The sequence below is a fragment of the Methylobacterium aquaticum genome, assembly GCF_016804325.1.
GTDB lineage: Bacteria > Pseudomonadota > Alphaproteobacteria > Rhizobiales > Beijerinckiaceae > Methylobacterium > Methylobacterium aquaticum_C.
Genome location: NZ_CP043627.1, coordinates 6678382 through 6704510 on the forward strand (window position 1 = coordinate 6678382; position 26129 = coordinate 6704510).

The window sequence follows — 26129 nt, forward strand, 5'->3', positions numbered from 1 at the left end:
TCGGGCGGGTAGTAGGGAACGGTCGGGTGGTTCACGCCCACCACGCCTGCGGCAGGGCGATGCGGCCCGCCGCCTCCTCGATCACCTGGCCCGCCGCGAACAGGGTCTCCTCGTCGAAGGGCCGGCCGATCAGCTGGAGGCCGAGCGGCAGACCCTGCGCGTCGAGGCCCGCCGGCACCGCGAGGCCCGGAAGGCCGGCCATGTTCACCGTCACGGTGAACACGTCGAGGAGGTACATCTCGACCGGGTCGGCCTTGGCCTTCTCGCCGAAGCCGAAGGCGGCGGACGGGGTGGTGGGGGTGAGGATCGCGTCGACGCCCGAGGCGTAGACCTGTTCGAAGTCGCGCTTGATCAGCGTGCGGATCTTCTGCGCCCGGACGTAATAGGCGTCGTAATAGCCGGCCGAGAGCACGTAGGTGCCGATCATGATCCGGCGCTTGACCTCGCGGCCGAAGCCGGCGGCGCGGGTCGCCTCGTACATCCCGGCGATGTCCTTGCCCGGGACGCGCAACCCGTAGCGGACGCCGTCGTAGCGGGCGAGGTTCGAGGAGGCCTCGGCCGGGGCGACGATGTAGTAGGCCGGCAGAGCATACTTGGTGTGCGGCAGCGAGACCTCGACCACCTTGGCGCCGGCCGCGCGCAGCCAGTCGGCGCCCTGCTGCCACAGCCGCTCGATCTCGGCGGGCATCCCGTCGACCCGGTACTCCTTCGGGATGCCGATGGTCAGGCCCTTCACGCCGCGATTCACCGCCGCCTCGAAATCGGGGACGGGCAGGTTGACCGAGGTCGTGTCCTTGTCGTCGTGCCCGGACATCGAGGTCAGCAGGATCGCGGTGTCCTGCACCGTGCGGGCGATCGGCCCGGCCTGGTCGAGGGACGACGCGAAGGCGACGGTGCCCCAGCGCGAGCAGCGGCCGTAGGTGGGCTTGATGCCGACCGTGCCGGTGAAGGCCGCCGGCTGGCGGATCGAGCCGCCGGTATCGGTGGCGGTGGCGCCCAGGCACAGGCGGGCGGCGACCGCGGCGGCCGAGCCGCCCGACGAACCGCCGGGCACCAGCTTGGTGTCGGAATCCCTGCGCCGCCAGGGCGAGATCACCGGGCCGTAGGCGCTGGTCTCGTTCGAGGAGCCCATGGCGAACTCGTCGAGGTTCAGCTTGCCGAGCATCACCGCGCCGTCGCGCCACAGGTTGTGGGTGACGGTGGATTCGTAGTGCGGCTGGAAGCCGTCGAGGATCTTCGAGCCCGCCGTGGTGGTCACCCCGTGGGTGCAGAACAGGTCCTTGATGCCGAGCGGCAGCCCCTCGAGGGGCCGGGCCTCGCCGGCGGCGAGCTTATGGTCGGCGACGTCGGCCATGGCGAGGGCCCGGTCGGGCGTCTCGAGCAGGTAGGCGTTGAGCACGCGGGCCTTCTCGATCGCCGAGAGATGGGCTTGGGTCAGCTCCCGGGCGGAGAAGTCCTTGGCCCGCAGGCCGTCGCGGGCCTGCGCCAGGGTGAGGTCGGTCAGCTCTGCCGGCTTGGTGCTCACGATCGTCTCGTCCTGTCGGGGCCTGGCGGCCGCCATGGGTGCGCTGTCGTCGGTCTCGGTGGTCTCGAACGCGACTACTCGACGACCTTCGGCACCACGAAGTAGTTGTCCTCGGTCAGCGGCGCGTTGAACACGATCTCGCGGGCATGCCCGCCATCGGTGATCACGTCCTCGCGGCTCTTCATCGCCATCGGGGTCACCGAGGTCATCGGTTCGACATCCGCGACGTCGACCGCGTCGAGCTGCTCGACGAAGGACAGGATGGCGTTGAGTTCGTCCTGGAGCGGCGCCACCTCGTCGTCGGTGACCGCGATCCGCGCCAGATGCGCGATGCGCCGGACCGTCTTGGCGTCGACCGACATGGGCACTCCGTTCGGACAAGCGGGAAACCGGGCTCGTCGAAAGCCCGGCGGCCGGTTCACGGCCGCGAGGCGCTATAACACCGGCTTTCGCGCTGCCGCAACGGGCGGGTGGTCAGGCCGCCGGCCGCTGGAGCGGAAGCGCCGCGATGTCGTGGGCCCGGCTGATCGGCGCCTCGATCATCACCGCCCGCGGCTTGAAGGTCCGGCGCGCCTCCATGCCGCCGGTATAGAGCACGGCGGCCGCGGTCAGCAGCATCAGCTTGTGCTTGCGCGGCATCCGCCGGGGGGCACCGGCCTGCGGCGCCGGCTCGTCCGGGAGAGCCGCGGCCCGGCAGATCCGGCGGCCGATGGCCAGGATCGCCTCGGCCGGCACCCGGCGGGCCGGGGCCGCCGGAGCGAAGCTCCCGCCCCGCAGCGGGCTCGCACCACCGTCGAGGTCGAGGGTCGTCCGCCCCTGGGCCGGAGCGCCGGGCTGCGGCGCGGGGACTTCGTCCTGCCGGCCGGGGCCGGACGAGAAGGGGAGGATGACGGCAGCCACGGCGACCTCGGTGCGGGGAGACGAGCGATTAACGTTTCGTTAATCTCGCCAGTGCCGCCCCGCTACGTCAACCTTTCGTTAACCCTAACGGCGCCGTCCGTGCAGGTCCGCGAGGGCCGCCCCGGGGGAGGGCGGCCGCCGGTCCCCTACACCGTGACGGCGGTGCCCTTGTGCGGCACGACCACCTGCACGCCGCTGCCGTCGAGCGCGGACACGAAGCGCTCGGCGCTCTGGTCGACGATCGGGAAGGAGCCGTAATGGCAGGGAATCACCGCCTTCGGCTTGAAGAAGCGCTTCACCGCCAGCGCCGCGGTCTCGGCCCCCATGGTGAAGCGGTCGCCGATCGGCACCATCAGCACGTCGGGCCGGTAGATCTCCTGGATCAACGCCATGTCGCCGAAGATGTCGGTGTCGCCCATGTGGTAGATCGTCGGCTCGCCCTCGGCGCGCACGATCACGCCGTTCGGCAGGCCGAGCGGCACCGTCACCCCGGCCTCGCTCATGCCGGCCGAGTGGTCGGCCCGCACCAGGCTGACCCGGAAACCCCCGACGTCGACGGTGCCGCCGGTATTCATCGGCTCCAGTTTCGTCACGCCCTTCGAGGACAGCCACATGCACAGGTCGTAGTTGGTGACGACCGTGGCGCCGGTCTCACCGGCGATCTCGACCGTATCGCCGACATGGTCGCCGTGGCCGTGGGTGACGAGGATGTGGGTCGCGCCCGCGGTCGCCGCCTTGCGGTCGCCCTCGAAGGCCGGGTTGCCGCTGAAGAACGGATCGATCAACACGTGGTGGGAGCCGAAATCGAGGCGGAAGGTGGAATGGCCGAACCAGGTGATGCGCATCGGATGACCTCCGGGCGAAGGATTTTTCGGAATGGGCGGCCGGCCGCCCGGACGCTCGGGCGGGGTAGGGCCGGCAGAGCCTACCTAACGCGCGGAGGCCGACCGTGAACCGGGAGACGATCGCAGCTTTTGCCGCCGAGTCGCGCGGCGGCGCCCGCCTGCTCGGGCTCGATCTCGGCACCAAGACGATCGGGCTCGCCCTCTCGGACGTGCAGCGCCGGATCGCCTCGCCGCTGGAGACGATCCGGCGGGTCAAGTTCACGCCCGATGCCGCGGCCCTGGCGGCGATCGCGACGAAGCACGCGGTCGGTGGGCTGGTGGTCGGGCTGCCGCTCAACATGGACGGCAGCGAGGGCCCGCGGGTGCAATCGACCCGGGCCTTCGTCCGCAACCTCAAACCCATCCTGCCCCTGCCGGTGCTGTTCTGGGACGAGCGTCTGTCGACGGCCGCCGTCACCCGCACCCTGCTCGAGGCCGATGCCTCACGGGCGCGGCGCGGCGAACTCGTCGACAAGCTGGCGGCCGCCTACATCCTGCAGGGCTGCCTGGATGTGCTCGACGGGCTGCGTGAGGATGGGGAGGAGGATTTTTCGGAGGGGTAGGGCGCTGCCGCTTCAACCCTCCGCCCCTCTGCGCAGGGCTGTCCGGGGAAAGGAATGGCGCGCCTCCCCTCTCCCGTGTGGGAGAGGGGCCGGGGGTGAGGGTGACACGCTTCCGTGTAAAGCTGTGACCGTTGTGCTGGCAGCTCCACGGTACGCGCTATACGCGGCACCGTAGCACCCTCACCCCTACCCCTCTCCCACACGGGAGAGGGGATCCCGCGCCTCTTCTTTTCCCCGGACAACTCTCCCCCGCAGAAGGGGGAGGGTTCAGGCGCAGTCCCCTATTCGCCCGCCGCGCTCTTGGCTGCCGGCTTCTTCGCCGGGGCCTTCTTGGCGGTCGTGGTCTTCGTCGCGGGTGCTTTGGCCGCCGCCTTCCGGGCCGTCGGCTTGGGCGTCGCCGCCTCGCCCTCGGCCCCGTCGGCAGCCTCCGCCTTCGCGGTCTTGGCCTTCGCGGTCTTCGTCTTGGCCGCTGCCTTCGCCGGCGCCTTTCGCGCCCCCGCCTTCTTCTTCGTCCCGCCGCCGGCCTCGCGCCGCGCCGCGATCAGGCGCAGGGCCTCGTCGAGGGTCACCGCCTCGGCATCCGCCCCCTTCGGCAGGGTCGCGTTGATCTCGCCGTCGGTGACGTAGGCGCCGTAGCGGCCGGCCTTGACGGTGATCGGGGTGTCGCTGCCTGGCGCGGTGCCGATCACGCGGCCGGGATCCTGGGCCGGGCGCCGTCCGCCGCCCTGCTCCTTCTGGACGATCAGGTCGATGGCGCGGTTGGCGCCCACCTCCAGCACGTCGTCGTCCTTGCCGAGATTGGCGTAGGTCTTGCCGTGCTGCACGTAGGGACCGTAGCGGCCGATATTGGCCAGGATCGGCTCGCCGGTCTCCGGGTGACGCGCCACCTCGCGCGGCAGCGACAGGAGCTTGAGCGCCTTTTCCAGATCCACCGCCGAAGGAGCGAGGCCCTTGGGCAGGGAGGAGCGCTTGGGCTTCTCCGCCCCCTTCTCGGTCGAGGCCTCGCCGAGCTGCAGGAACGGGCCGAACCGGCCGTCGCGGAGCGTGACGGGCAGGCCGGTCTCGGGATCGTCGCCGAGCACCCGCACGCCGGGCTGGCCGCCTTCGCCGGAGCCCTCGCCGTCGCCGTCGAGGCCGGTCGCGTTGAGCTGGCGGGTGTACTTGCACTCGGGGTAGTTCGAGCAGCCGACGAAGGCGCCGAACTTGCCGAGCTTGAGCGAGAGCTGGCCGCTGGCGCAGGTCGGGCAGGCGCGCGGGTTCGAGCCGTCGGCCTTGGCCGGGAAGATGTGCTCGGCCAAGAGCCCGTTCAGGGCCTCCAGCACCTCGGTGGTGCGCAACTCCTTGGTGCCGGCGATCGCCGCGGAGAAGTCGCGCCAGAAGTCGCGCAGCACCGCGCGCCAGTCGATCTCGGCGTTCGAGACCCGGTCGAGCTGGCTCTCCAGGTCGGCGGTGAAATCGTACTCGACGTAGCGGCGGAAGAAGCTCTCGAGGAAGCCGGTGACGATCCGGCCCTTGTCCTCCGGCACCAGGCGCTTCTTGTCGATCTTGACGTATTCGCGGTCGCGCAGGACCTGGAGCACCGCGGCATAGGTCGAGGGCCTGCCGATGCCGAGCTCCTCCATCCGCTTGACGAGGCTCGCCTCGGAATAGCGCGGCGGCGGCTCGGTGAAGTGCTGGGTCGCGGCGATGCGCTCGCGGGTGAGCCCGTCGCCGGCCTTCATCGGCGGCAGGCGGCGCGATTCCTCGTCCTCCTCGTCGTCCTTGCCCTCCTGGTAGAGGGTGAGGAAGCCGTCGAACTTCACCACCTGGCCGGTGGCGCGCAGGTCGATGCGGCGCGGGCCGACCTGGGCCGAGATCTCGACGGTGGTGCGCTCCAGTTCCGCCGATTCCATCTGGCTCGCCACCGTGCGGGTCCAGATCAGCTCGTAGAGCTTGGCCTGCTCGGGCTCGAGGTAGCGCGCGACGTCCTTCGGCAGCCGGGCGAGATCGGTCGGGCGCACCGCCTCGTGGGCTTCCTGGGCGTTCTTCGCCTTGACGCTGTACTTACGCGGGGCGCCGGGCACGTAGGCGTCGCCGTACTCCGCGCCGATCACCTCGCGCGCCTGGGCCACCGCTTCGGGCGCCATGTCGACGCCGTCCGTCCGCATGTAGGTGATGAGGCCGACGGTCTCGCCGCCGATCTCGACGCCCTCGTAGAGACGTTGCGCCACCCGCATGGTCTGGGCCGGGGCGAGGCCGAGCTTGCGCGAGGCCTCCTGCTGCAGCGTCGAGGTGGTGAAGGGCGGCTGGGGATGGCGCTTGGCCGGCTTGGCCTCGACCGAGGCGACCGTGAAGGTGGCGAGCTCCAGGTCGCGCCGGAAGGCCTCGGCCTCCTCGGCGTTGCCGACATCGAGGCGCTGGATCCGCTTGCCGTCGGCGCCGACGAGGCGAGCCTCGAACACCGCGCCGCTCTCGGTCTTGAGCGTGGCGACGATCGACCAGTATTCCCGCGGCTTGAAGGTCTCGATCTCGCGCTCGCGGTCGCAGACGAGGCGGAGCGCCACCGACTGCACGCGGCCCGCCGAGCGGGCACCCGGGAGCTTGCGCCACAGCACCGGCGAGAGGTTGAAGCCGACGAGGTAATCCAGGGCGCGACGCGCCAGGTAGGCATCGACCAGGGCCTGGTCGATCGCCCGCGGCTGGGCCATCGCGGTCGCGACCGCATCCTTGGTGATGGCGTTGAAGGTGACGCGCTCAACGGGGATGTCCTTGAGCACTTTCTTGGCCTGGAGCGCCTCGAGCACGTGCCAGGAAATCGCCTCGCCCTCGCGATCCGGGTCGGTCGCCAGGATCAGCTTGTCGGCGCCCTTCACGGCCTTGGCGATCTCGGCGACGCGCTTGGCCCCGCGATCCTCCAGCTCCCACAGCATGTGGAAGTCCTGCTCGGGATCGACCGAGCCGTCTTTCGCCGGAAGATCCCGGATATGCCCGAACGAGGCCAGCACCTCGTAGTCGCTGCCGAGGTATTTATTGATCGTCTTGGCTTTGGCGGGCGACTCGACGACGACGACTTTCATGGACGGGCTGCCTCTTCGAAGAGCACACCGCGGCAGATCGGGCTTCAACTTGTGCGGGGCGGCTGGCGCGGATTTTCGCGCGGCGAAGCGGACAAGTGGGTGATGACGCGGCGCTTGTCAAATACCGCCGATGGTCGGATGCGTTCCGTCACGCCCGTCCTTGCGGGGCGGTCGCCCGGCTCCTATAGCCCTGGTCTCAGGATGAGCACCCAGTCACTCCCCGGCTTCCCGCACCGCCACCTTCTCGGCATCGAGGGCCTCTCGCCTCTCGACATCGTGGCGCTCCTCGACCGTGCCGACGAGGCCGTCGAGATCAGCCGCCAGGTCGAGAAGAAGCGCACGACGCTGCGCGGTCGCACCCAGATCAACCTGTTCTTCGAGCCCTCGACGCGGACCCAGTCCTCGTTCGAGCTGGCTGGCAAGCGCCTCGGCGCCGACGTGATGAACATGTCGGTCGCCTCTTCGTCGGTGAAGAAGGGCGAGACCCTTATCGACACCGCCGCGACGCTGAACGCGATGCGCCCCGACATCATCGTGGTGCGCCACCACCAGGCCGGCGCGGTGCAACTCCTGGCCCGCAAGGTCGATTGTTCGGTGGTCAATGCCGGCGACGGCGCCCACGAGCACCCGACCCAGGCGCTGCTCGATGCCCTCACCATCCGCCGCAACAAGGGCCGGATCGAGGGGCTCCAGGTCGCGATCTGCGGCGACGTCCTGCATTCGCGGGTGGCGCGCTCGAACATCATCCTGCTGATGGCGCTCGGCGCCCGGGTGCGGGTGATCGGCCCCTCGACCCTGCTGCCGCCGGGCCTTGCCCGCTTCGGCGTCGAGGTCTTCACCGACATGCGCAAGGGGCTCGCGGGCGTCGACATCGTCATGATGCTGCGCCTCCAGCGCGAGCGGATGAACGGCTCCTTCGTGCCCTCGGTGAAGGAGTATTTTCGGTATTTCGGCCTCGACGGCGACAAGCTGAGCCATGCCAAGCCTGACGCCCTGGTGATGCATCCCGGCCCGATGAACCGCGGCGTCGAGATCTCGTCCGAGGTCGCCGACGGCGCGCAGTCGCTGATCCGCGAGCAGGTCGAGATGGGGGTCGCGGTGCGGATGGCGGTGCTGGAGGCTCTGGCGACGCACCTGCCGAACGCGTGACCTTGAATGGGTGAACTTTGGTGAAGGGCGCCACGGATTAACCCTCCCCCCTCTGCGGGGGAGGGTGGCGAGCGGAGCGAGCCGGGAGAGGGGCAGCGCGACGCTGCAAGACTTGGCGCCCTTCATTACGGTCGCGACGTATCCGGAAGCGGCGTCCCCTCTCCCGCCCCGCATCCGCGGGGCACCCTCCCCCGCAGAGGGGGGAGGGGTTACGGGCGGCGAGCTTGAGGAGAGATCGGTGGAGCAAGAGAAGCGAAATCCGGTCTCCGAACGCCTCAGGGATTTCGCGAAGGATCAGCGCTCTCTTGCGACTCGCGCCGAGGCCCTGTTCTGGAGCCAGGTCCGCGCTGGCCGCCTCTCCGGCCACACGTTCAAGCGGCAGGTCCCCATCACCCCTTACATCGTCGATTTCCTCTGCCCCTCCGCCCGGCTGATCGTCGAACTCGACGGTGAGCCGCACGAGACCGCCGAACGCCGCAAGCGCGACGCCACGCGCGATGCCTGGTTGCGGGGTCAAGCCTTCGAGATCATGCGGGTTTCGAACGAGACCTTCCTCGGCAACCCCCAACTCTCACTCGACGCCGTACTCGCGGCAGTCGAGCAACGCTCCGCCCTGCTTCCGCCGAACCCCGAGCGGCCTGATCCATGACCACACTCCTCCTCACCAACGCCCACCTGATCGACCCCGCCACCGGCCGCGAAGGCCCGGGCGCGGTGCTCGTCCGTGACCGGGTGATCGCCGACATCCACTGGGGCACGCCCGCTTCCGTGCCCGAGGGCGCCGAGGTGATCGAGTGCGGCGGCCAGGTGCTCACCGCCGGCCTCGTGGATCTCCGCGCCTTCGTGGGCGAGCCCGGCGCCGAGCACCGCGAGACCCTCGCCAGCGCCAGCGCGGCGGCGGCCGCCGGCGGCGTGACCACGCTGGTGTGCATGCCCGAGACCAACCCGCCGATCGACGAGCCGGCCATCGTCGATTTCGTGCTGCGCCGCGCCCGCGACACCGCCACCACCCACGTGCTGCCCGCCGCCGCCATCACCAAGGGCCTCGCCGGCCAGGTGATGACCGAGTTCGGCCTGCTGACCGAGGCCGGCGCCGTCGCCTTCACCGACGGGCTCAAGGCCGTCACCAACGCCCAGGTGATGCGCCGCGCGCTCACCTATGCCCGCGATTTCGGCGTGCTCCTGATGCAGCACGTCGAGGAGCCGACGCTGGTCGGCGACGGGGTGATGAACGAGGGCGAGATGGCCTCGCGGCTCGGGCTCCACGGCATCCCGCGGGAGGCCGAGACGATCCTGCTCGAGCGCGACATCCGCCTCGTGCGCCTGACCGGCGGGCGCTACCACGCTGCCATGATCTCATGCGCCGACTCGGTCGAGATCGTGAGGCGCGCCAAGGATGCCGGCCTGCCGGTGACCTGCGGCGTCTCGGTCAACAACCTGGTGCTGAACGAGAACGACATCGGCCACTACCGCACCTTCTGCAAGCTCTCGCCGCCCTTGCGCACCGAGGCCGACCGGCAGGCGGTGGTCGCGGCCCTCAACGAGGGCGTGATCGACGTGATCGTGTCCGATCACAACCCGCAGGACGTCGAGACCAAGCGCCTGCCCTTCGCCGAGGCCGCCGACGGGGCGCTCGGCATCGAGACCCTGCTCGCGGCCGCCCTCCGCCTCGTCCATGCCGGCGACATCGCGCTGCCGCGGCTGCTCGCCGCCCTCTCGGCCGCGCCCTCGCGGGTGCTCGGCCGCGAGACCGGGCGCCTGAGCCCCGGTGCCCCGCCGACCTCGTGCTGATCGACCCGGATGCTCCTTACGTCCTCGACAAGCGCCAGCTGAAGTCGCGCTCGAAGAACTCGCCCTTCGACGAGGCGCGGCTGCAGGGCCAGGCCTCGCTCACCCTGGTCGCCGGCCGCATCGTCCACCGTGCCGAGGAGACGCGCTGATGACGCCGGACTGGATGCAAATCGCCCTCTGGCTCGGCATCGGCTACCTGTTCGGGGCGATTCCCTTCGGGCTGATCCTCACGCGGTTTGCCGGCCTCGGCGACGTGCGGTCGATCGGCTCAGGGAACATCGGCGCCACCAACGTGCTGCGCACCGGCCGGAAAGGCCTCGCCGCCGCGACGCTCGTCGGCGACGCGCTCAAGGGCACCGCCGCGGTGGTGCTCGCCTCCCGCCTCAGCGGGCAGGAAGCCGCGCTGGCGGCCGGGCTCGGCGCCTTCCTCGGACACCTCTTCCCGGTCTGGCTCGGCTTCAAGGGCGGCAAGGGGGTCGCCACCTTCATCGGCGTGCTGCTCGGCCTGTTTCCCCTCGGCGTGCTGGTCTTCGCCGCGATCTGGATCGGACTCGCATTCCTGCTCCGCTACTCCTCGGCCTCGGCGCTGGCGGCGTCGGCCGCCACCCCCGCCGCCCTGTGGGCCCTCGGTCAGGGCCGCCTCGCGGTGCTGTTCTGCGTGCTCGCCCTGCTGCTATGGTGGAAGCACGCCCCCAATATCCGCCGCCTCCTGGCGGGGACGGAGGGGCGCATCGGGCAGAAGGGCTGAAGGTCTGACAGCGACCCTCACCCAAGGTTCGGCAGGTTGCCGAGGGGAGAGGGTCTTGCAGTTAAGCGATGCGCAGCGCCTCGACTGGCTCCGGCTGATCCGCTCCGAGGGCGTCGGGCCGCGCACCTTCCGGGGCCTGGTGAACAAGTTCGGCGGGGCCGGGCCGGCGCTCAAAGCCCTGCCCGGCCTCGCCAAGGCTCGGGGCAAGCCGATCCGGGTCACCACCAAGGCGGAGGCCGAGCGCGAGATCGCGGCGGCGGCCCGCCTCGCCGCGCGCTTCGTGGCGATGGGCGAGGCCGATTATCCTCTCCCGCTCCAGGCCACTGCCGACGCGCCGCCGCTCCTCTGCCTGCGCGGCGACGCCGCCTGCCTCAAGCGCCCCTCCGTCGCCATCGTCGGTTCGCGCAACGCGTCCGCCGCCGGCCTCACCTTCACCGAGCGGCTGTCGCACGCGCTCGGCGCCGAGGGGCTGGTGATCGTCTCAGGGCTGGCCCGCGGCGTCGATGCGCGCGCCCACAAGGCCGCACTCCAGAACGGCACCGTCGCGGTGCTCGCCGGCGGGCACGACCGGATCTATCCCTCCGAGCACGAGGAACTGGTGGCGCGCATCCTCGACAACGGCGGCGCGGTTGTCGCCGAGATGCCGATGGGCTGGGAGCCCCGGGGCCGCGACTTCCCGCGCCGCAACCGCATCATCTCGGGGCTCTCCCTCGGCACGATCGTGGTCGAGGCGGCGCGCCGCTCCGGCTCGCTCATCACCGCCCGCTTCGCCCTGGAACAGGGCCGCGAGGTCTTCGCCGTGCCGGGCTCGCCCCTCGATCCCCGTGCGGAGGGCACCAACGACCTCATCCGCGACGGCGCCACCCTCTGCGCCGCCCCCGAGCACGTCATGGCGGTGCTCGCACCCCTGATCGGCGGGCCGGCGCCGGACAGCGGCGCCGAGGACGCGGCCGACCGGCCGGAACCGGCGCTCTACTGGGACGAGATCGACTTCTCCGCCGAGCCGGTCACCGCCATGGCGGCCGAGCCGGCGCAACGTCCCCTCGAGGAGCCTGCGACGCCGTCGGCGCGCCAGGACGAACGGGCGATCCTGCTCGAACTCCTCGGGCCCTCGCCGGTGCCGGTCGACGCCCTGGCGCGGCAGGCCGGGCTGTCGGCCCGGGTGGTCCAGGGCTTGTTGATGGAACTGGAGCTCGACGGGAAGATCTGGCGGCATCCGGGTGGGGCGGTGTCGCTGCGGTAACAGCCATCACCAGCCGCATATGGACATCGACGCTCACACCAGCGCCAGCCGATCGGCTCGACAATCTTTGTACCCTCCGCGTCATTCCGGGGCCGCGCAGCGGAGCCCGGAATCCAGACACGCCGGTGGAGAAGGACAAGGCGGAACCCGACCAGCCTTTTTCTGAGCGGTCGGCGGCTCTGGATTCCGGGCTCCGCTTTCGCGGCCCCGGAATGACGCGGTGGATATGAAATTCGGGAGCGGCCTGACAACGATGTCGTGGCAAAACCTTACGGCATCTCGCCCCGGTGCATCGCCTCCACCCGCTCCGTAAACCGCCCATCCGGTCCATGCAGCACCAGGGCCGGCCCCAAGGTGAACGGCGCCCGGCTGCCGCGCATGCCGGCCACCAGCACCCGGATCGCCGCCGCCTCCGCCCGGGGCTGGACCGGCGTGACCGTGAGCCCGCCGAACCGGCCGGCCAGGGCGTCGAGGCAGGCGGGCAGCGCATCGGCCCGGTGGATCAGCACCAGGCGGCCGCCGGGGCGGACGAGGTCGGCCGCGGTGCGCAGCCAGGCCTCCAGCCCGCCCGGCTCTGGAAAGCCGTGGGCGGCAGCCCGGGCCGCGACCGGCGAGACGCGATGCCGCCCGGCCTCGAAGAAGGGCGGGTTGGTGAGAAGCAGATCGACGGAATCGGGCAGGAGCCCCGCGCTCCGGCGCTCGCGGCCGGGCGCCGTCACGTCGGCCTCGATCACCCCGACGCGGTCGGACAGACCGTTCTCCTGCACGTTGAGACGCGCGAGCGAAGCGGCCTCGGCGTCGCGCTCGACCAGCATTACCCGTACTCCCGGGCAGGCGCGGGCGACCGCGAGCCCGACCGCACCGGTGCCGGCACCGAGGTCGCAGACGGTCTCGCCGGGCCGCGCCCCGGCGCCCGCGGCGAGCAGAATCGCGTCGGTCCCGGCCCGGTGACCGCCCCGCGGCGGCTGGCGCAAGGCGAGCCGTCCGCCGAGCCAGGGCTCGGAGGGGGGAGGGGCGTCATGCATGACGCAGCTCGTGCGCGAGGCCCGCATCGGTGAGGATGCGCCGGGCTTGGCGGGCATGGTCCTCCGGCACCAGCAGCCGGCGCGGGAAGGCGCCGATCATCCCCTCCATCACGCTGATGTGGTTGTCGGCCACCAGAACCGGGATCTCGGCGCCGGTGAGAAGGGATTCCGCGAAGCCGATCAGGACGAGATCGTTGGTGCGGATCAGCTCGATCATGGTGCGTTGCGCCGGTTCCTGCTCGGATCGCGGCGGCCATACCACAGTGTCGCGCCGGTTGCTGCGCATCCCCAGGCCTCGGCCCCGGGTTCAGGGCCTTGCGGCAGCTTGCGTGTTGCCGCCGGGGGCGCTCGCGTGCCAAAGGGGGCGGGAGTAGATCGAGGAGCCCCGTGGTGCGGGGCGGCGCTGAGGAGATCGCGCGGGCGTGGGCGTCGTACTTCCCCTTCAGGACAGACCCTCCGATCCGGAGGCCAGCCTCGACGCCCTGGTGGGGCTCGTGGCCGGCGGGATGGAGCGCGTCAACGCGATGATCCTGTCGCGCACCGGCTCCGACGTGACGATGATCCCGGAGGTCGCCAACCACCTGATCTCCTCGGGCGGCAAGCGCCTGCGCCCGATCCTCACCCTGGCGACCGCCAGCTTGAGCAACTACGACCCGGCGAGCGACGGCGACGTGAAGCTCGCCGCCAGCGTCGAGTTCATGCACACCGCGACGCTGCTCCACGACGACGTCGTCGACGAGAGCGACATGCGCCGCGGCAAGGTCGCGGCGCGGATCAAGTGGGGCAACGAGGCCAGCGTCCTCGTCGGCGACTTCCTGCTCGGCCAGGCCTTCAAGATGATGGTCGAGGTCGGCTCCCTGCGCGCCCTCGACATCCTCTCCTCCGCCGCCTCGGTGATCGCCGAGGGCGAGGTGATGCAGCTCACCGCCGCCCGCTCGACCGAGACCACCGAGGATGAATATCTTGCGGTGATCCGGGCGAAGACCGCCGAGTTGTTCGCTGCCGCCTGCGAGGTCGGCCCGGTCATCGCCGCGCGCCCGGCGGCCGAGATCGCCGCCTGCCGCAGCTACGGCATGAATCTCGGCATCGCCTTCCAGCTCGTCGACGACGCCCTCGATTACGGCGGCACCAGCGCCGATCTCGGCAAGAATGTCGGCGACGATTTTCGCGAGGGCAAGATCACCCTGCCGGTGGTGCTGTCGTTCCGCCGCGGCAGCGACGAGGAGCGGGCCTTCTGGCGCCGCACCCTGGAGCGCCAGGAGATCGAGGAGCCCGGCGATCTCGAGACGGCGCTCGCGACGATGCGCCGCCACAATGCCCTCGAGGACACGATCGAGCGGGCGCGCCATTACGGCGCCATGGCCAAGGATGCGCTGGCGCTGTTCCCGCACTCGCCGATGAAGCAGGCGCTGCTCGAGGCGGTGGATTTCTGCATCGCGCGGGCCCGGTAGGCGAGGCCGACGGCCTTCCGACCCGGCGCCGACGGGCGTGGCCTCCGGCCCGCCCGTGCCGCCGGGCTTTTTCGAGTGCCGGAACTGCCGCGCCCGAGGCCTGGACGGGCGCCTACCTCGTCGTGTCGGGCGGGGCGGCGAGCACGCGATAGAACCCGTCCGGATCGTCGCGCCGATCCTCCACCGCCCGCTTCAAGCCCGCGACGATGCGGGCCGCGATCGGCAGGCGGTAGTGCAGGGCATCCCAATAAAGGGTGTCGTCCCGCGTCACCGCCGACGGGATCCGGAAATCGACCAGCGTCGCGCCGTGCCGCCGGGCGATCTCGGCAACCTGCGCCTTGCAGGCCGCCTCGCGGGCCGCGGAACGGCTGCCCGGACGCGGCTGCGCCGCGACGTTGACCGGCATGAAGGCGACGAGCTTGAGCCCCCCCGCCGGGACGAGGCCGAGGAGGTCGTCGAGCCAGGGCAGGGCCGGCAGGGAGACGGGCCGCTCGCCGGCCTCCGCACCGGACCGCGCCTCCGGGCCGGGTCCCTCGCCGTGGATGTGCGCCGCCGCCCGCGCGGCGTCGTAGCGGGATTCCGGCGGGGTGAAGACCTCGTAGCCGTCGCCACGGATCCGCGCCGGCATCCGTCCGAGGGCGTGGAGCAGCACCCGGCCGGCGATCTCGGCGCTCTGCTGGTTCCACTGATGGAACGGCGCATCCCAGCCGAGCGGCTCCCGGTACAGCCAGGGCGGGAAGGGCCGGAAGGTCAGGCGCTTCGTGTCGGCCTCCGTCTCGCACCACGGCGCGTCGAGGCCGAACAGGACTGCCGTCGCCGGCGCCCGCGCGAGGAAGAGCCGGGCGAGCCGGGTCTGCTCCCAGGGCGTCGCCGCGTTCATCGCGAGGTTGGCGAAACGGCCGCCGAAGGCCCGGTCGAGAGCTTCGGGATCGAGGAGGCGGGCGGTCGAGGTGCCGAACACCGCCGCGTCGAAGGCGCCGCCCCGCACCACCTGCGGGTACATGAAGCGCTGGTTGAGATCCATGATCGGCCCTGGCGCCCGCCCGGGCGCGGCGCGCAGGCCGTAGGGGTCGAGGATCGTCACGAAGGCGAGCACGCCGAGACCCAGGGCCCCGGCCGTGCCGAGGAGCAGGCCGGCGAAACGCCGCCAGTGGGCGGGAGGGCTGGGCGTTGCGGTGTCTGGCAGCATCGGGACGCGGGTTGATGTGGGCGGCCCTGGTCTCCCGGTTGACCCGGCCGCGTCAACCCCCTATGTCCGCGTCTGTCCCAAGCAGGATCGGGCCGGCCCACCAGCGCCGCGCCGTCGTCCGGGACGCGGGCGCGTAGCTCAGCTGGTAGAGCAACGGACTTTTAATCTGTAGGTCCTGGGTTCGAGTCCCAGCGCGCTCACCACTTATCTAGTCTACATCAACGACTTAGGCGGTTGCGACGATGCGGCCATTTGGCCGGAGTGTCCAAGATTATCCGACCTGTGTCCAAATCGCCCCGTTCGATCTCGCCATCGTGCCGCTAGCAGGGTAGGGCAGGGATCATGACCCCCACCATCCCCGACACCGTCCTTTCCTGGTCCCGCGGCCTCGCCAGCCTCTCCCCGGGCGTCGTTCCGTGCCGCGGGCTGCGTCCCGACGAGTGGCGCGAGACGCATCAGCGCTGCCAGGAGTTCGTCGAGCGGTGGGGGATGCAGGCGCACGAGGCCGGATGGGACACGCTGCGGCTTTTCGGCGTCCACCCGGAGCTCGGCACGATCCGCGGGGACTACAGCGGGATCCTCGTGACCCTTTCGGTCGAAATCCACGAGGTCACGCCCGAATGGATCAAGCTCGGGAGGTGGACCGCCTACCGACACGAGCCTGTGAAGATGCCGGGCATGATCCCGATCTGGGAGACCAAGCGATGACCGGCGGCGGGGAAGAGTGACCCGCCGCAACCCCCGCCGGGCGTACGACGAGACCGGCCGGGAGATTGCGCCGCCGACCGTGGGCGACATGCGGGCCCAAGGCGATTTCACCGCGGCCGTCACCTGCCACGGCTGCCAGCGGCACGTCGTCATCAGCACCGATCGGTTCCCGGACAATCTGCCGTTCCCGGACATCGCGCTCCGCCTCCGCTGCTCGTCCTGCGGCGGCAAGCGCGTCGGCGTGATGATGGATATGCAGGCCCATTACGCCCGTCTTGAGGCCAAGACCGGATGGAAGATGGAGTCCAAGCCGTTCCGCACGATGCTGGAGCCGGATGAGCAGGCCCCAGACGCAAAAACCCCGCTCGGCGGCTGCCGGCGGGGCTGAAGGCGTCTCGGGAAGGCGGAGGCTATGGGTGCCGCGATCGGCCTTGCACGTCCTGCTCCCGCTCGATGCGCTCAAGGATCTCGGTCTGCTTCCGGGCCTCCTCGCGCATGATCCTCACGCACTCGGCGATCCGGCGCTGAAGCTCGACGCACTCGCGCAGGATGTCCCGCATCTCCCGGGTCATGTCCGTGAAGGCCACCGCGCCCTGAAGATGCAGAGCGCCATCCGGCGCGGCGAGCGTCGCCCCGGCCGGCGCGGCTGGCGCGGCTGCGGCATCCTTCGCTTTGTCGGCCTTGAGCATAAGTCTCAGGCCGAAGATTACGATCAGCGCTCCCACCGCCGCCTGCAGGACCGGGAAACCGGACAGGCTGTCGTAGACCCCCTTCAGGAACCCGGCCTCAAGCATCGGTGACCTCTCCCCCGTGCGCCCGCGGCTTGGGCGTGAGCACCAGACCGCTCGCAGCGGCCGACGCCCTTAGCTCTTCGATCTGGCCCTCGAGGGTGTCCTTGCGCCGCACCGCGTCGCGGCGCGCGATGTAGCAGGACAGCAGCTCGAACATCGTCAGGGTGCCGAAGACCGGGATGTTGAGCGAGGGGGAGTTGGCGTGGAAGGCGTCGAGGAACAGCGCCAGGGTCAACTGCCCCCAGACCACGGCGCTGAACAGCGCGCACCAGGCGCGGATGTAGGCTCCCGATGGGAAGACGCGGCCGTTGTTGATGTGGCCGTTCATGTAGAGGGCGAAGGCCCGGGCGATGCCGACCACGGCGTAGAAGGTCGCCATGTTCTCCTCGGTGGCGCCGAGGGCGGCGATCGGCCGGAGAGCGGACCGCTCGAAGGTATCGCCAGGCATCGCGAGGGTGAGCGCGATCATGATCATCATGACCGCCATCGCCCACTCGAACAGGCGTTCCGAGCTATAGGGCCCGGCCGGGTGGCTGGGGTCGGCCTCGAACAGGGGCATCAGCGCTTCCCCCAGCCGCAGGCGGCGACGCCCTTGGCGTTGTGCACCCGGATCTGCCGGCGCGTCTCCGGCGTGTCCTTGGCGCTGTACGTGATGGGCGCCGCGGTCTGGCAGAACCGGGCCGCGTCCGCCTGGATTTCAGGGGCCGAGCACGCGAAGACGAAGAAGCCCGCGGCCGCGCAGGTGAACGTCATGGCTTCAGCCCTTTCGCAGGAACGGATCGGCCGGATCTTCCGGCGCTGCAGCCGCAGCATCGCCCGCTGCCTTGGCGACTGCCTCCTGGCGCTCCGCCTCGCGCCGGCTGTCCTCGGCCTGCGTCTTGGCGCCGAGGTCGCGCAGGGCGCCCTCCGCCCGCCTCCGGGCCGCATAATCGTTCGCGGCCCGGGACAGGAATGCCAGGATGGCCGACAGCCACCAGGGCAGGGAGATCACTGCGCGACCACCTTGGGGCCGGCTGCCTCGGCGATGTGCGGCGACGTGGTGACGATCTGGGCCACTTGCGGCACCGCCGCGGCGCTCTGCACGAGGGCGGTATTGCGGCGGGCGTAGAGGCCCCAGGCGGTGACGGTGATCGTGACGATGGCGCCGATGACCGCGGTGGCGGTGTCGGCGTCGATCCAGCCGCGGCCCACGGCGATGCCGCCGCCGAACTGGAGGAGGGTGCGCAGGAGCGCGGCAAGCTGTTCCTGGTTCATGGTCGTGTCCTTGCGAGGGGAGCTTAGGAGGTAAGCTCGGGCTGAATGAGGGGACCTCAGGCGGTCTTGTCGTCCTCAGGCAGAGCGACGCGGCTCGGCTGGAAGACGCTGCGGTTGAGGGCCATGAAGCCCTGCTCGATCGCCGTGCGGCCGATAGCGAACCACCGCCCATCGACGGCGCCGGGCTCCATCTGCGCCAGCTTGTCGAACTGGCGCAGCACGCGCTCTTCGAGGGCCTTGTTCTCGTTGACGAGAGCCACCTTGTCGTCGGTCTGGGGCTGGTAGCCGGCCACGGGGAGGCCGTGATGCTGCTTGCTGGTCATGATGGTGTCCTGATTGTGGGGGATGTGCTCGGCTGGCCCGGCCGGCGCGGGTCGAACTGCCGCAAAATCTACGGGGGTTGGTTAGGCGGCGATCAGCTTGCCGCAGGTCGGGCACTTCGCCGGATCGACCGCCGGTGCGGGTTCGGCCGCCATGGCGAGCGCCGCCTTGCGAACCTCTTCGACCCGCCGGCCCCAGCCCTTGCCGAACCGCGGCCAGGTCGAAAGCTCCCGCAGGAACGCCAGCCGCCCGTCGCACAGGGCGTCGATCAGGTCAGCCGGCTTATGCTTCGCCACGGCCGCCAGGGAGATCGGCCCAAGCTTGCCGTCGTCGGCCACCTTGAGCGCCCGCTGGAGCCCGATCACCGCCCGCTTCGGCCCGCTGTTCACCGCGAAATCGAACAGCGCATAGTCGAGGCCGGCCGGCAGCGCGTCGCCCTGGATCGCGTCCCAGAACCGGCGCCGGTAGATCGGGGCGACGGTCGCGGGTGTCAGCGCCCGCACCTCCGCCTTCGTCGCCGGCCGGCCGAGCCACAGGCTCAGCGTACCGATCGTGACGCCGAGATTGGTGGCGCCCCCGTTGTCGTGCGGGTCGTCAACATAGCCTCCTTCGCTCTTCAGAACGAGCTGCAAAGATCTTGCGAAGCGCTCATCTGCGCCGTAGACTGACATGGACTAACCTTTCTGGGGATGGCAGATGGCGGCGCCACTAGACATTACAGGTGAACGCTATGGTTCATTGGTGGCCATTAGTCGTGCAGCGAGTGCTGGCAAGCGCACGACATGGCTTTTCCGTTGCGATTGCGGCGCAGAGGTTGTGCGCGGATTGGAGCCCGTCAGGAGAGGAGACACCCGGAGTTGTGGGTGTCTCAGGATTGAGGTGACGAGAGCGCGCTCAATCACACATGGGCACCGGACGGGAAGGAAATCCTCGCGAACCCTCCGCGCATATTACGGCGCACTTGGGCGGTGCTATAATCCAGCAGACGAAAAGTACTCGCAGTATGGAGGGCGAGGCATCCAGGTGTGCGAAGAATGGCGGCAGGGCTTTGAGAGTTTCCTTGCCGACATGGGAGAGTGCCCGCCACATCGGTCCTTGGACCGGGTAGATGTCAATAAGGATTATGAACCGAGAAACTGCCGATGGGCAACAACCATGCAGCAGGCTCGCTCTAGGACAGACAACATCATTGTCAAACACAATGGGCGCGATCTCGTACTGAAAGACTTCGCGCGCCTCATGGGGGTGAATTATGGTCCGCTTCACGCCAGGGTGCGCTATAGGGGCCAAGACCCTCATGAGGCGGCGAAAGCCCTAATAGGCTAGCCCCCGGGATCCTGCGGATCGTCCGACCATCCACCCTCGTGTGTCAGGACAAGCGAAAGCCCCCGCTCGAATGTGCTCGCGGTCATCAGGATCTCCAGATTGCTGCGAAAAGATGCGCGCGAGGCGCTAAAGCGGTGATAGCGAGGCCGCCGCGCCGCCGGTGCAGCGCGCCTGCGCGTCGAAACTCGTGCCGGAGCTGCCCGATCCCGACGGGAACACCGTGTTGACCGTCACGACGCTGCCGCTCGCGCTTGCAGAGACATCAAATCCGGTCGACGGTAGCCGCTCGGGCGTGCCGACCGTGGCCGAGACTGTGCCGTTTGAGTTGAACAGGGCGAGCGTGGCCCGGGTGACACTCGGGCCCACGTTGGGGATTACGCCGGTTGCCACCACCTCGCAGTACAGGCTCGCGAAGTTGAGCCCGTCCATCGCCTTGCCGACGCTGATCCGGAACACCGGAACAGCGAGGTTGGGCGCGGCCGAAACCTGTTTGAAAATGCCGTCACGCAAGTCGTTGGCGAGCACGCCCGTGACAGTCGAGGCAATCATCTGGGCGTTGTTCTTGTTGACGACGATGCCGTTCGCGATATTCGTGCCGATCAGCCGGACCCCGAAATACGGCACCCCATCGGGGGAGAAGTCGAACACCGCCCCCATACCGCTATCCATCTGCGAATTCACGACGCTGATGGAGCTGCGATAGACGGTCCCCGGGCCGATCGAGATCAGCGAGGCGCCGACGGCGTTGGTGTTGCCGGCGCAGTGGCACTGATTGATCAGGATGTCGCCGACGACGGCACCTGTCCCTTCGTAGCGGAAGATGGCCGAGTCGGCGTCCGACAGCCCGGTCTTGATATTGGTGTAGGTGTTGCCCGTGCCCGAGCCGGCCGGGTAGTACCAGCCGTAATGCGCGCCCCGCGCGCCGGACAGGATGGTGATACGATCCCATGATGTCCAGGCGGTGAGATTTTCCTGGCCGTAATCCGTCGTCTGCGTTCCCGTGGCTACCTCGAACGCGGCGTAGAAGCCTTGCGTCGTGAGATTGGAGAACCTGGCGTAAGAGACGTAGTTGCCACCGGTGATCTTGATTGCGCGTGTAGCGTTGTAGGCGGCCGGAGCCGCGCTCTGGTGCCGGAACGTGCAGCCCGAGACCTCGACCTGCGAGGGCGCCGCGGCATTCGCGGCGATCTGGAGGATCGGGCCGTTGTGGAGACCGACCAGCGTGCAGACCGCCTCGCCGTCGCCGCGCAGCGGGATCGGCTTCGAGAGCGTGACCGGTGCGGTGGTGATGCACAGACCCGCCCCACCGAGATGCAGGGCGCGGCCGAACAGCACCGCGACGTTGGCCGCGGCCTGGTATGCGGCCGTGTCGTTCGAGCCGCCCGCGCCCCCGTTGCAGACCGCGCCGAACGATTGCGGGTAGACCGGGAGATCACGAAACACCGCCGCGAGCGAGCGCCGCAGGGCGCCGCTGTCGGTCGGCGCCAGGGTCAGATCGTCCGCCGGTCCAGTGCTCCCCTTAGGGAGCCGGATCGGAGCAGGGGCGCCTTGAGCGAGCGCCAGGGACGGCGCGAGCGCCAGCAGCGCCGCGATGAGCAGACGGGGGGTACGCAAGAGAGACCTCATCACTGCGCGATGACGACCGGCCCGCCAGGGCCGAGTTTGTAGGGCTGGCCGGTTGCGACCGGAGCAGGATCGTCGGGGTTGCTGGACGCGACAGGCAGGCTGTTCATCCAAGCAAGATAAGTCGATGTAAACGCCGCGATGTCGCCCACGGTCACAACTACGGCGCGGTCTACTGCCAGCCCGTCCGTTGCCTGTTTAAGGCCGCCAGTTGACGACAATGGTATATCGGTCGGATCGTCCGTATCGGGGAACCGTCCGAGGATAGCGGCGATCCGCTGGCCTGCGCGACCGCGGTACTCGACGGGCTGTCCAGGTCCCACGATCATCGCATCAGGCGATGCATCCGGGGCCGGTGATGCCGCCATATCGACCCGGGCCCAGACATCCGAGCGGATCGATGTGACCAGGAGCCCGGCAGGCGACGGCGCGACCGGCTGAGATCCGGTTGGGGTGGGGACCGAAGTGACTGCTAGGACGGTGCCGCCCAGGGGGGTGGCGACCCCAGACGGCGCTAGGGAGACATACGTGATTTCGAGCATCGTCAGAGCCCCCGCACGACACTGGCGAGCAGATTGCCGTACTGCCGCAGCATGTACGGGCCGTCGTGGTTGATGCCGTTGGTGGTGCTGACCGCGCGCCGCGACATCCCGCCGAGCGGGACCGGGCTGTCGGGGTCAACGTAGGCGGCGACCGGGACGTAGGCGGCATCCTCATCAAGGGCCGCCTGCTCGACCTGGCGATTGGTCTCGCGCCACTCGTCAATGGAGTTGACGCTGTTCGAGGTCGCGATCAGCGGGACGCCCATCACGATCACCTCGGCGCCTCCTGCTCGGAGGGTCTGGATCATGGCCCGGATGCGCAAGTAGGTGAAAACACCGCCCAGCTCATTCATGCCGAAGCAGATGACCACGACATCCGGATTGCTGGCGATCAGGGCGTTGATACGCGGCGGGTAGTTGCCGTTCGGCTCGGTCTGACTGGCGTCCGTCCCGCCGACACCCCAATTATCGTGGATGACGGTACAGGCAGATGCCGCCTCGATCGCCTCCTTGAGGCGCCACCCCCACCCAACCCGGATGTGCCGGGAATTGCCGTCGCCCTGGTTATAGCCCGGCAAGGCATTGACCACGTCGGCGCCGATGCGGCCGGTCCAGTAATAGCCGCCCTGGCTCTGGAGTGCCGTGTCCCGGTAGGTGCCGTTGGGCACGGTGTAATAGCTCGGTCCCGACCCGCCGCCGCCCTGCTCCGGGATGCTGTCGCCGTAGACGGCCAGACGGATTGTGCGACCGGTCCGCATGGCTTGGATCAGCCCGGGAAGGCGCTGCCGGCTGTACTCGCGCCACGGCAGGCCTTTGAGCCGGACATCAACCTCGCCCTGGAGCGGGACAAGATCGACGCCGTCGCTCCGGGTCACGAAAGCGCCGTAGAGCGGGACCAGACCAAGCGGGACATCTGGTACGAATTCTCCAGCATCGGCGGGTCTTTGCGTGCCTGCCGCCACTGAAACGGCGCCTGATTTTGGATCGACGCAGACGATGTCGTAACGCGTGGCGCGTCCAGTGTAGGACACGTTGCAGAAGACAACGCCGCTTTTGAGGCCGAGGATCGACGCGCGACGATAGTTGATGGTGTAATCTACGCCATCGACTAGGAGGGCGTTGTTATCCTGTCGGCGCACCTGCACCCCGGAGACGTACTGGTGGCTGAGAGGGATCTCGAACGGCTGCACGCCAATGGTGTCGGTAACAGGCCCCTCCGCCGGCCGGGCAAATACGACGAGCTGCCGAGAGACGTGGGCCGTCTGCCCAGCGTGCTCGATCACGCTTTCCGGGATTACGACCTGGGCTACGGGGGTGCCGGTATAGGGCCAGAAGCGCTGCAATTGCTCGGCGGGCGTCGCCGTGAGCGCCAGCGGGCGAACGGCCTCGTCCGGCTCTACGCCGACCGCCTCGTGCATCACGAAGGGCCAAGCATTGGGATCGCCCAGCGGGAACCAGGCGCCTCCAGGCTGGCGGGCCCACCCACGGTATCGGGCCGTGGCATTGGCCGGCGGTACTTGGCCGCGGGCGATGCCGAGATAGGCGGGTCTCCAGCCTGCGAGGCGATGCCTCTAACACTGGCGCCGCCCGGCCCCATGAAGGTCGGTGCGATCTGGCCGCCCTGCTGAAGGGCGATCGTCGACAGCGGCATTCCGCTCGCCAGCGAGGCTACAACGTCGGTGCCCTGGTAGAACAGGTTCTGGGCCTGATAGGCGTTGAGACGCCCGTTGCCGCCCCCTTCACTCCCCCTGATGCCGGTCACCTGCGCGGCGAACGCCGCCTTGGTACGCTCTAGCGCCGCAGCCCGCTCGTTTTCGGTCAGGATGCCGGCCTTGGACGCTTCCTTGATCTCCGCCAGGGTGGCGAGATACTGGCGCTGCGCCGCGAACAACGGGCTGTAGCGGGCGCGCAGGTTGTCGGCCGCGTTCGCAGCGGCCGCGAAGTCGCCCGCCGCATCTCGACCCGGCGCCGCGCCGATCCCGAACCGGCTGTTCAAGGTCTGCTGATTAGCCTGCGCCACGGCACGCGCCGACGCCTCCCGTGCGGCTCGGGCCTGGATTTCCAGGCGAGTGACCTTCTCCAGTTCACGCCCATAACCCGTGATCTTGTTCGCGGCCTGCTCGTAGAGCCGGTTCGCCTCTTCCTGCGTGAGGTTGCCGGCTGCCACGGCCAGGGTCGCCGTACGTTGGACAGCGGCCAGCCGCTCGGTGGCCGTGAAGAGGGGGTCGTAGGCTCGGCGAGCCCGAGCGACGGCACCCTCCATCGTCCCGATCGCCCGGGTCGTGTCGTTGAGACGCGCCGTGGCCTGCTCAACGCCAGAAACCTGGGCCTCGATTTTTATCCGGCGAATGGTCTCGATGTTGGTTGCCATCACGGGTCCGTGCTACGGCGCTACCGGGAGGTGCGGCGATGAAGTGGATGCTGCTCTGGGTGGCGATCTCGCCGGCGGGCGGGCTCACCAGCGGCTCGGCCCCGTTCGAGACCGACAAGGCGTGCTTCGCGGCTCAGCAGGCCATGGGCGGGCTGTGGTTCGAGGCGGAGCGCGGCGGGCGCGCCAACCCGCGGGAAAGCACCTGCGTGAACACCGAGACCGGAGAGAAGCGGTCCGCCATCAAGTCCCGCACCGAGGCCGAAGCAGACCTCAGGCGCTGGCAGGAGGGCCAGCGTGGGGCTGGCCGGTAGGCGCCTTCGCGTTCCGCCGCAGCAGGCCGCGCAGTCCCTTGTGGTCGTTCATCGCGACGCCGCCGGCCGCGACGGTGGCGACCCAGGGCTTGCGAGCCAGGTACTCGGCATCCATCCCGCGCATCACCGCGCGGAAGAACGCGAGTTCGTCGGCGTCGACCATCCCGACCCGGCCGGCGAATGCCTCGATCGCTGTCCCGGGAATCCGCCCCTCGGCGCCAAACCCGAGCGGGCGCTCGGTGCTCAGCTCCCAGAACGCATCCCAGAAGAACAGGTTGAAGGCCGAGATGCCCGGCCGCTCATCGTAGCCGTCGGGAAGCTTCCGCCCCTCGGCCTTCAGCCGCGCGATGTGCGCGTGCATCGGGCCGAAGTGCATCTGCCACCTCAGGCAGCGGGTGAGTTTCCCAAGGCGGCCTCGACCCGGGCGTCCGTCTCGCTCTCGACCAGCGTGCCGGCCAGCGCCACCGCCTCGCGGAAGAGGCGGAAGTCGGGGTCGGTCAGGTACCGCTCGGCGAGATCGCGCGAGTAGGGGATCGGCTGGTCGTCGTCGCGCTCGATGCCGTCCCAGTCGAGCAGGATGGCGTCGGCCATCGCCAGCCCGAACAGCCGCTCCGTGACCTTGGGCTTGACCGCGCCGCCCGGCTTGCCGTCCTCGCGGTCGTCGTTCGTGACCGCCAACTGCCGGCGGGAGAGGGCGAGCTTGAACGCCTCGCTCTCGAACCCGCGCACCAGCAGGCGCATACCGGGGAACCCGGCGATGTCCTTGACCCACCCACCCTGTTCCGAGCGGGCGGAGTTCACCTTGATGGCCTTGAGCTTCATACGCTACGCGCTCCTGCCTTGTGATACCGATCAGGCGCTGGCCGCCGGGACGTTGAAGATCTGGCTGTCGATGCCGAGCGAATAGGTCCGGCGGATCACGTTGTCCGCGCTGCCGACGTTCTTGCGCTTCGACATCACGAGAGCCCGGAAATAGTCGATGCTGTCGGTGCCGGAGGGGGTCGGCCGGTCCGGGTAGACCACCTTGAAGGCGAACTTGCTGCTGGTCGCTTCGGCGGCCTCGAGCGCGGCTTGCCCCGCGTCCATCGGATCGTGCGCCACCGTGAGCGCCAGCGTGCCGGCATCGCGGGCACCCTTCGCCTTACGGACACGGGCGTCGTTGAGGGCGGTGAAGTTGACGCCGTTGCTCTCGTCGCCGAACTCGCCGAGCGTCTCGACCAAGCCGATCTCGACATAGGTCAGCGCGGCGAATTCGGCCGTGGTATCGGTGGCGGTGGTCACGGCCGAGCCGATGAAGATCTTGGCGCCGGAGGCGGTGACGATTTCGGCCATAGGGGTCTCCTCCGGCGGCTGCCGGT

General features: G+C 69.5%; 31 protein-coding genes, 1 tRNA gene and 1 pseudogene. 11 read left to right on the plus strand and 22 right to left on the minus strand.

Annotation, left to right across the window (positions count from 1 at the left end; translation table 11 throughout):
* Positions 1-31: 31 nt before the first annotated feature.
* The 4 genes from gatA to F1D61_RS30825 all read right to left on the minus strand — a co-directional run bounded on the left by gatA (position 32) and on the right by F1D61_RS30825 (position 3270).
* Positions 32-1561: an Asp-tRNA(Asn)/Glu-tRNA(Gln) amidotransferase subunit GatA gene (gatA, locus tag F1D61_RS30810; protein ID WP_203155714.1), complete on the minus strand. Its 1530-nt coding sequence runs from the start codon at positions 1559-1561 to the stop codon at positions 32-34.
* A 38-nt stretch (positions 1562-1599) separates the two neighbouring features.
* Positions 1600-1887, minus strand: coding sequence for an Asp-tRNA(Asn)/Glu-tRNA(Gln) amidotransferase subunit GatC (gene gatC / locus F1D61_RS30815; protein ID WP_203155715.1), 288 nt, complete (start codon positions 1885-1887; stop codon positions 1600-1602).
* Between the two features lie 112 nt (positions 1888-1999).
* Positions 2000-2425, minus strand: a complete 426-nt coding sequence (locus F1D61_RS30820; RefSeq protein ID WP_203155716.1) for a hypothetical protein — start codon at positions 2423-2425, stop codon at positions 2000-2002.
* A 146-nt stretch (positions 2426-2571) separates the two neighbouring features.
* A complete protein-coding gene (locus tag F1D61_RS30825; RefSeq protein ID WP_203155717.1) occupies positions 2572-3270 on the minus strand; it encodes a metal-dependent hydrolase in 699 nt (232 codons plus the stop codon).
* A 104-nt stretch (positions 3271-3374) separates the two neighbouring features.
* On the opposite strand from F1D61_RS30825, the gene ruvX reads away from it, so the two are divergent.
* Positions 3375-3872, plus strand: a complete 498-nt coding sequence (gene ruvX / locus F1D61_RS30830) for a Holliday junction resolvase RuvX (RefSeq protein ID WP_203155718.1) — start codon at positions 3375-3377, stop codon at positions 3870-3872.
* Positions 3873-4153: 281 nt separating this feature from the next.
* Here ruvX and topA read toward each other — a convergent pair whose 3' ends face one another.
* Entirely contained in the window at positions 4154-6928 is a 2775-nt protein-coding gene (gene topA / locus F1D61_RS30835) for a type I DNA topoisomerase (protein WP_203155719.1), read from the minus strand.
* 201 nt (positions 6929-7129) lie between these two features.
* On the opposite strand from topA, the gene F1D61_RS30840 reads away from it, so the two are divergent.
* The 5 genes and pseudogenes from F1D61_RS30840 to dprA all read left to right on the plus strand — a co-directional run bounded on the left by F1D61_RS30840 (position 7130) and on the right by dprA (position 11859).
* On the plus strand, positions 7130-8077 hold the full coding sequence (locus F1D61_RS30840) for an aspartate carbamoyltransferase catalytic subunit (RefSeq protein WP_203155720.1): 948 nt from the start codon (positions 7130-7132) through the stop codon (positions 8075-8077).
* A gap of 238 nt (positions 8078-8315) precedes the next feature.
* On the plus strand, positions 8316-8726 hold the full coding sequence (locus F1D61_RS30845; RefSeq protein WP_203155721.1) for an endonuclease domain-containing protein: 411 nt from the start codon (positions 8316-8318) through the stop codon (positions 8724-8726).
* A pseudogene (locus tag F1D61_RS30850) lies at positions 8723-10017 on the plus strand (dihydroorotase). Before F1D61_RS30845 ends, F1D61_RS30850 begins: the two are co-directional and overlap by 4 nt.
* Entirely contained in the window at positions 10017-10616 is a 600-nt protein-coding gene (plsY, locus tag F1D61_RS30855) for a glycerol-3-phosphate 1-O-acyltransferase PlsY (RefSeq protein ID WP_203155722.1), read from the plus strand. Before F1D61_RS30850 ends, plsY begins: the two are co-directional and overlap by 1 nt.
* Before the next feature lie 55 nt (positions 10617-10671).
* Positions 10672-11859 carry a DNA-processing protein DprA gene (gene dprA / locus F1D61_RS30860; RefSeq protein WP_203155723.1) on the plus strand — a complete coding sequence of 396 codons (1188 nt, stop codon included), beginning with the start codon at positions 10672-10674 and terminating at the stop codon, positions 11857-11859.
* 269 nt (positions 11860-12128) lie between these two features.
* Here the strand turns inward: dprA and F1D61_RS30865 are convergent, their stop codons facing one another.
* A complete protein-coding gene (locus F1D61_RS30865) occupies positions 12129-12884 on the minus strand; it encodes a tRNA1(Val) (adenine(37)-N6)-methyltransferase (RefSeq protein WP_203155724.1) in 756 nt (251 codons plus the stop codon).
* The gene (locus F1D61_RS30870; RefSeq protein ID WP_203155725.1) at positions 12877-13101 is read right to left on the minus strand and encodes a DUF2007 domain-containing protein; all 225 of its coding nucleotides are present in this window, start codon (positions 13099-13101) and stop codon (positions 12877-12879) included. Before F1D61_RS30870 ends, F1D61_RS30865 begins: the two co-directional genes overlap by 8 nt.
* 205 nt (positions 13102-13306) lie before the next feature.
* On the opposite strand from F1D61_RS30870, the gene F1D61_RS30875 reads away from it, so the two are divergent.
* Positions 13307-14335 (plus strand): polyprenyl synthetase family protein, encoded by a 1029-nt coding sequence (locus tag F1D61_RS30875; protein WP_203155726.1) that lies wholly within the window; start codon positions 13307-13309, stop codon positions 14333-14335.
* A gap of 112 nt (positions 14336-14447) precedes the next feature.
* Here the strand turns inward: F1D61_RS30875 and F1D61_RS30880 are convergent, their stop codons facing one another.
* A complete protein-coding gene (locus tag F1D61_RS30880; RefSeq protein WP_203155727.1) occupies positions 14448-15524 on the minus strand; it encodes a hypothetical protein in 1077 nt (358 codons plus the stop codon).
* 127 nt (positions 15525-15651) lie between these two features.
* Here F1D61_RS30880 and F1D61_RS30885 point away from each other — a divergent pair.
* From F1D61_RS30885 to F1D61_RS30895, 3 genes are all read left to right on the plus strand, one after another.
* Positions 15652-15727 (plus strand) — tRNA-Lys (locus F1D61_RS30885).
* A gap of 139 nt (positions 15728-15866) precedes the next feature.
* Positions 15867-16232, plus strand: coding sequence for a hypothetical protein (locus F1D61_RS30890; protein WP_203155728.1), 366 nt, complete (start codon positions 15867-15869; stop codon positions 16230-16232).
* A gap of 16 nt (positions 16233-16248) precedes the next feature.
* Complete coding sequence (locus tag F1D61_RS30895; protein WP_246775623.1) at positions 16249-16620, plus strand: hypothetical protein; 372 nt, start codon at positions 16249-16251, stop codon at positions 16618-16620.
* Positions 16621-16642: 22 nt separating this feature from the next.
* Here F1D61_RS30895 and F1D61_RS30900 read toward each other — a convergent pair whose 3' ends face one another.
* The 11 genes from F1D61_RS30900 to F1D61_RS30950 form a co-directional block, all read right to left on the minus strand.
* Positions 16643-17026, minus strand: a complete 384-nt coding sequence (locus tag F1D61_RS30900; protein ID WP_203155729.1) for a hypothetical protein — start codon at positions 17024-17026, stop codon at positions 16643-16645.
* The gene (locus F1D61_RS30905) at positions 17019-17582 is read right to left on the minus strand and encodes a hypothetical protein (protein ID WP_246775624.1); all 564 of its coding nucleotides are present in this window, start codon (positions 17580-17582) and stop codon (positions 17019-17021) included. The genes F1D61_RS30900 and F1D61_RS30905 overlap by 8 nt, the downstream gene beginning before the upstream one ends.
* Complete coding sequence (locus tag F1D61_RS30910; RefSeq protein WP_203155730.1) at positions 17582-17776, minus strand: hypothetical protein; 195 nt, start codon at positions 17774-17776, stop codon at positions 17582-17584. Before F1D61_RS30910 ends, F1D61_RS30905 begins: the two co-directional genes overlap by 1 nt.
* 4 nt (positions 17777-17780) lie before the next feature.
* Entirely contained in the window at positions 17781-18014 is a 234-nt protein-coding gene (locus tag F1D61_RS30915; RefSeq protein WP_203155731.1) for a peptidoglycan-binding protein, read from the minus strand.
* Positions 18011-18277 carry a hypothetical protein gene (locus F1D61_RS30920; RefSeq protein ID WP_203155732.1) on the minus strand — a complete coding sequence of 89 codons (267 nt, stop codon included), beginning with the start codon at positions 18275-18277 and terminating at the stop codon, positions 18011-18013. The genes F1D61_RS30915 and F1D61_RS30920 overlap by 4 nt, the downstream gene beginning before the upstream one ends.
* A gap of 56 nt (positions 18278-18333) precedes the next feature.
* Positions 18334-18600, minus strand: a complete 267-nt coding sequence (locus F1D61_RS30925) for a DUF7681 family protein (protein WP_203155733.1) — start codon at positions 18598-18600, stop codon at positions 18334-18336.
* Positions 18601-18681: 81 nt separating this feature from the next.
* Positions 18682-19269 carry a glycoside hydrolase family 108 protein gene (locus F1D61_RS30930; RefSeq protein WP_203155734.1) on the minus strand — a complete coding sequence of 196 codons (588 nt, stop codon included), beginning with the start codon at positions 19267-19269 and terminating at the stop codon, positions 18682-18684.
* A gap of 781 nt (positions 19270-20050) precedes the next feature.
* A complete protein-coding gene (locus F1D61_RS30935) occupies positions 20051-21538 on the minus strand; it encodes a hypothetical protein (RefSeq protein ID WP_203155735.1) in 1488 nt (495 codons plus the stop codon).
* Between the two features lie 11 nt (positions 21539-21549).
* Positions 21550-22089, minus strand: a complete 540-nt coding sequence (locus F1D61_RS30940; RefSeq protein WP_203155736.1) for a hypothetical protein — start codon at positions 22087-22089, stop codon at positions 21550-21552.
* A 2-nt stretch (positions 22090-22091) separates the two neighbouring features.
* Positions 22092-23507 (minus strand): SGNH/GDSL hydrolase family protein, encoded by a 1416-nt coding sequence (locus F1D61_RS30945; protein WP_203155737.1) that lies wholly within the window; start codon positions 23505-23507, stop codon positions 22092-22094.
* Positions 23507-24460, minus strand: coding sequence for a phage tail length tape measure family protein (locus F1D61_RS30950; RefSeq protein WP_246775625.1), 954 nt, complete (start codon positions 24458-24460; stop codon positions 23507-23509). The genes F1D61_RS30945 and F1D61_RS30950 overlap by 1 nt, the downstream gene beginning before the upstream one ends.
* Before the next feature lie 38 nt (positions 24461-24498).
* Between F1D61_RS30950 and F1D61_RS30955 the strand changes: the two genes are divergently transcribed.
* Positions 24499-24771 (plus strand): hypothetical protein, encoded by a 273-nt coding sequence (locus tag F1D61_RS30955; protein ID WP_203155738.1) that lies wholly within the window; start codon positions 24499-24501, stop codon positions 24769-24771.
* Here F1D61_RS30955 and F1D61_RS30960 read toward each other — a convergent pair.
* The 3 genes from F1D61_RS30960 to F1D61_RS30970 are packed head-to-tail and all read right to left on the minus strand — an operon-like array spanning position 24731 to position 26103.
* Positions 24731-25147 carry a phage tail assembly chaperone gene (locus tag F1D61_RS30960; protein WP_203155739.1) on the minus strand — a complete coding sequence of 139 codons (417 nt, stop codon included), beginning with the start codon at positions 25145-25147 and terminating at the stop codon, positions 24731-24733. The genes F1D61_RS30955 and F1D61_RS30960 overlap by 41 nt on opposite strands.
* Positions 25148-25155: 8 nt before the next feature.
* On the minus strand, positions 25156-25593 hold the full coding sequence (locus F1D61_RS30965) for a hypothetical protein (RefSeq protein ID WP_203155740.1): 438 nt from the start codon (positions 25591-25593) through the stop codon (positions 25156-25158).
* Between the two features lie 30 nt (positions 25594-25623).
* The gene (locus F1D61_RS30970) at positions 25624-26103 is read right to left on the minus strand and encodes a phage tail tube protein (protein ID WP_203155741.1); all 480 of its coding nucleotides are present in this window, start codon (positions 26101-26103) and stop codon (positions 25624-25626) included.
* Between the last annotated feature and the right edge of the window lie 26 nt (positions 26104-26129).

Bases quoted from the DNA above. Each gene is read 5' to 3' on its own strand.
- F1D61_RS30925 (WP_203155733.1), bottom strand. From the start codon at position 18,600: ATGACCAGCAAGCAGCATCACGGCCTCCCCGTGGCCGGCTACCAGCCC.
- F1D61_RS30950 (WP_246775625.1), bottom strand. From the start codon at position 24,460: ATGGCAACCAACATCGAGACCATTCGCCGGATAAAAATCGAGGCCCAG.
- gatC (WP_203155715.1), bottom strand. From the start codon at position 1,887: ATGTCGGTCGACGCCAAGACGGTCCGGCGCATCGCGCATCTGGCGCGG.
- topA (WP_203155719.1), bottom strand. From the start codon at position 6,928: ATGAAAGTCGTCGTCGTCGAGTCGCCCGCCAAAGCCAAGACGATCAAT.
- F1D61_RS30965 (WP_203155740.1), bottom strand. From the start codon at position 25,593: ATGAAGCTCAAGGCCATCAAGGTGAACTCCGCCCGCTCGGAACAGGGT.
- F1D61_RS30840 (WP_203155720.1), top strand. From the start codon at position 7,130: ATGAGCACCCAGTCACTCCCCGGCTTCCCGCACCGCCACCTTCTCGGC.
- F1D61_RS30870 (WP_203155725.1), bottom strand. From the start codon at position 13,101: ATGATCGAGCTGATCCGCACCAACGATCTCGTCCTGATCGGCTTCGCG.
- plsY (WP_203155722.1), top strand. From the start codon at position 10,017: ATGACGCCGGACTGGATGCAAATCGCCCTCTGGCTCGGCATCGGCTAC.
- gatA (WP_203155714.1), bottom strand. From the start codon at position 1,561: ATGGCGGCCGCCAGGCCCCGACAGGACGAGACGATCGTGAGCACCAAG.
- F1D61_RS30825 (WP_203155717.1), bottom strand. From the start codon at position 3,270: ATGCGCATCACCTGGTTCGGCCATTCCACCTTCCGCCTCGATTTCGGC.
- F1D61_RS30930 (WP_203155734.1), bottom strand. From the start codon at position 19,269: ATGTCAGTCTACGGCGCAGATGAGCGCTTCGCAAGATCTTTGCAGCTC.
- F1D61_RS30865 (WP_203155724.1), bottom strand. From the start codon at position 12,884: ATGCATGACGCCCCTCCCCCCTCCGAGCCCTGGCTCGGCGGACGGCTC.
- F1D61_RS30890 (WP_203155728.1), top strand. From the start codon at position 15,867: ATGACCCCCACCATCCCCGACACCGTCCTTTCCTGGTCCCGCGGCCTC.
- F1D61_RS30955 (WP_203155738.1), top strand. From the start codon at position 24,499: ATGAAGTGGATGCTGCTCTGGGTGGCGATCTCGCCGGCGGGCGGGCTC.
- F1D61_RS30900 (WP_203155729.1), bottom strand. From the start codon at position 17,026: ATGCTTGAGGCCGGGTTCCTGAAGGGGGTCTACGACAGCCTGTCCGGT.
- F1D61_RS30920 (WP_203155732.1), bottom strand. From the start codon at position 18,277: ATGAACCAGGAACAGCTTGCCGCGCTCCTGCGCACCCTCCTCCAGTTC.
- F1D61_RS30970 (WP_203155741.1), bottom strand. From the start codon at position 26,103: ATGGCCGAAATCGTCACCGCCTCCGGCGCCAAGATCTTCATCGGCTCG.
- F1D61_RS30960 (WP_203155739.1), bottom strand. From the start codon at position 25,147: ATGCACTTCGGCCCGATGCACGCGCACATCGCGCGGCTGAAGGCCGAG.
- F1D61_RS30905 (WP_246775624.1), bottom strand. From the start codon at position 17,582: ATGCCCCTGTTCGAGGCCGACCCCAGCCACCCGGCCGGGCCCTATAGC.
- F1D61_RS30910 (WP_203155730.1), bottom strand. From the start codon at position 17,776: ATGACGTTCACCTGCGCGGCCGCGGGCTTCTTCGTCTTCGCGTGCTCG.
- F1D61_RS30945 (WP_203155737.1), bottom strand. From the start codon at position 23,507: ATGCACGAGGCGGTCGGCGTAGAGCCGGACGAGGCCGTTCGCCCGCTG.
- F1D61_RS30940 (WP_203155736.1), bottom strand. From the start codon at position 22,089: ATGCTCGAAATCACGTATGTCTCCCTAGCGCCGTCTGGGGTCGCCACC.
- F1D61_RS30880 (WP_203155727.1), bottom strand. From the start codon at position 15,524: ATGCTGCCAGACACCGCAACGCCCAGCCCTCCCGCCCACTGGCGGCGT.